Origin of the sequence: Cryobacterium sp. M23 (assembly GCF_002929655.1) — a bacterium.
In the GTDB taxonomy this organism is placed as follows: Bacteria; Actinomycetota; Actinomycetes; order Actinomycetales; family Microbacteriaceae; genus Cryobacterium; species Cryobacterium sandaracinum.
The window spans coordinates 1-3,245 of the sequence record NZ_PJJV01000019.1; the positions used below are offsets into that span (position 1 = coordinate 1).

At 53.4% G+C, this 3,245-nt stretch carries 1 rRNA gene; it reads left to right on the plus strand.

What is annotated here, in order from left to right:
* Positions 1–25: 25 nt before the first annotated feature.
* Positions 26–3,171, plus strand: a 23S ribosomal RNA gene (locus CXY82_RS00190).
* Positions 3,172–3,245: the final 74 nt, after the last annotated feature.

Sequence of the window (3,245 nt, forward strand, 5' to 3'; positions counted from 1 at the left end):
ACTTAATCGATTCAAACTCATGTGATTTCAAATTTCTAAGAGCAAACGGTGAATGCCTTGGCATGTAGAGCCGAAGAAGGACGTAGTAATCTGCGATAAGCCTCGGGGAGTTGATAAACGAACTGTGATCCGAGGATTTCCGAATGGGGAAACCCCGCCAGGCCCTTTGGGTGACCTGGTGACTCCCGCCTGAATATATAGGGCGGGTAGAGGGAACGTGGGGAAGTGAAACATCTCAGTACCCACAGGAAGAGAAAACAATAGTGATTCCGTTAGTAGTGGCGAGCGAAACCGGATGAGGCTAAACCGATCATGTGTGATAGCCGGCAGGCGTTGCATGGTCGGGGTTGCGGGACTTTTCTGCTGCTTCTGCCGAACAGTGAGGGTTAGAGCGTTGTATAGACGAACAGGATTGAAAGCCTGGTCATAGAGGGTGCGAACCCCGTAGTCGAAATGCAGTTATCGCCCGAAGAGTATCCCAAGTAGCACGGGGCCCGAGAAATCCCGTGTGAATCCGTCAGGACCACCTGATAAGCCTAAATACTCCTACATGACCGATAGTGAACAAGTACCGTGAGGGAAAGGTGAAAAGTACCCCGGGAGGGGAGTGAAATAGTACCTGAAACCGTTTGCTTACAAACCGTTGGAGCCAGGCTGTGCCATTCGTGGTGCGGATTTCTGGTGACAGCGTGCCTTTTGAAGAATGAGCCTGCGAGTTAGTGATATGTGGCGAGCTTAACCCGAGAGGGGAATGCGTAGCGAAAGCGAGTCTGAATAGGGCGATTCAGTCGCATGTCCTAGACCCGAAGCGAAGTGATCTATCCATGGCCAGGTTGAAGCGACGGTAAGACGTCGTGGAGGACCGAACCCACTTCAGTTGAAAATGGAGGGGATGAGCTGTGGATAGGGGTGAAAGGCCAATCAAACTTCGTGATAGCTGGTTCTCTCCGAAATGCATTTAGGTGCAGCGTTGCGTGTTTCTTGCCGGAGGTAGAGCTACTGGATGGCCGATGGGGCCTAAAAGCTTACTGACGTCAGCCAAACTCCGAATGCCGGTAAGTGAGAGCGCAGCAGTGAGACGGTGGGGGATAAGCTTCATCGTCGAGAGGGAAACAACCCAGACCACCAACTAAGGTCCCAAAGCGCGTGCTAAGTGGGAAAGGATGTGGAGTTGCACAGACAACCAGGAGGTTGGCTTAGAAGCAGCCACCCTTGAAAGAGTGCGTAATAGCTCACTGGTCAAGTGATTCCGCGCCGACAATGTAACGGGGCTCAAGCACGCCACCGAAGTTGTGGCATTGATATTTTTGGTAAGCCGCACCCTTGTGGTGTTGGTTCAGCCGTGTTGATGGGTAGGAGAGCGTCGTGTGGCCAGCGAAGCGGCGGTGTAAACCAGCCGTGGAGGCTACACGAGTGAGAATGCAGGCATGAGTAGCGAAAGACGGGTGAGAAACCCGTCCTCCGAAAGATCAAGGTTTCCAGGGCCAGGCTAATCCGCCCTGGGTAAGTCGGGACCTAAGGCGAGGCCGACAGGCGTAGTCGATGGACAACGGGTTTATATTCCCGTACTGGCGAAAAACCGCCCAAACTAATCCAGTAATGCTAAGCATCTGAATCCTCTAGATGGATCCCTTCGGGGTGAAGCGTGGGGCCTAGCGTGCGACCCTATGCTGGTGCGGTTAGCGTATTAACAGGTGTGACGCAGGAAGGTAGCTGAGCCGGGCGATGGTTGTCCCGGTCTAAGGATGTAGGCCGAGAGATAGGCAAATCCGTCTCTCATGAAGGTTGAGACCCGATGGGTAGTCCTCACGGACGAAATCAGTGATCCTATGCTGCCAAGAAAAGCATCGACGCGAGGTTTTAGTCACCCGTACCCCAAACCGACTCAGGTGATCAGGTAGAGAATACTAAGGAGATCGAGAGAATCGTGGTTAAGGAACTCGGCAAAATGCCCCCGTAACTTCGGGAGAAGGGGGGCCTGAGGCGTGAAGGGATTTACTCCTGGAGCGTTCGAAGGCCGCAGAGACCAGTGGGAAGCGACTGTTTACTAAAAACACAGGTCCGTGCCAAGTCGCAAGACGATGTATACGGACTGACGCCTGCCCGGTGCTGGAAGGTTAAGAGGAACGGTTAGCCGCAAGGCGAAGCTGAGAATTTAAGCCCCAGTAAACGGCGGTGGTAACTATAACCATCCTAAGGTAGCGAAATTCCTTGTCGGGTAAGTTCCGACCTGCACGAATGGCGTAACGACTTCCCAGCTGTCTCAACCGCGAACTCGGCGAAATTGCATTACGAGTAAAGATGCTCGTTACGCGCAGCAGGACGGAAAGACCCCGTGACCTTTACTACAGCTTGGTATTGGTGTTCGGTGTGGCTTGTGTAGGATAGGTGGGAGACTGTGAAGCTTGGACGCTAGTTCAGGTGGAGTCAACGTTGAAATACCACTCTGGTCATATTGGATATCTAACTTCGAACCGTGATCCGGTTCAGGGACAGTGCCTGGTGGGTAGTTTAACTGGGGCGGTTGCCTCCTAAAAAGTAACGGAGGCGCCCAAAGGTTCCCTCAACCTGGTTGGCAATCAGGTGTCGAGTGTAAGTGCACAAGGGAGCTTGACTGTGAGACTGACAAGTCGAGCAGGGACGAAAGTCGGGACTAGTGATCCGGCAGTGGCTTGTGGAAGCGCTGTCGCTCAACGGATAAAAGGTACCTCGGGGATAACAGGCTGATCTTGCCCAAGAGTCCATATCGACGGCATGGTTTGGCACCTCGATGTCGGCTCGTCGCATCCTGGGGCTGGAGTAGGTCCCAAGGGTTGGGCTGTTCGCCCATTAAAGCGGTACGCGAGCTGGGTTTAGAACGTCGTGAGACAGTTCGGTCCCTATCCGCTGCGCGCGCAGGAAATTTGAGAAGATCTATCCCTAGTACGAGAGGACCGGGATGGACGAACCTCTGGTGTGTCAGTTGTTCCGCCAGGAGCACCGCTGATTAGCTACGTTCGGAACGGATAACCGCTGAAAGCATCTAAGCGGGAAGCCGGCTTCGAGATGAGATTTCCATCCCTTCGGGGGAGAGGCTCGCAGCTAGACTACTGCGTTGATAGGCCGGATGTGGAAGAGGGGACTAAAGACCCTCGGAGCTGACCGGTACTAATAAGCCAATAATTTGATAACACACCAGTTTGAATAAGCTGCAAGCGTCCACTATGTGGTTCTCGATGTACGGTCGAGAACAACGCCCCACGGTG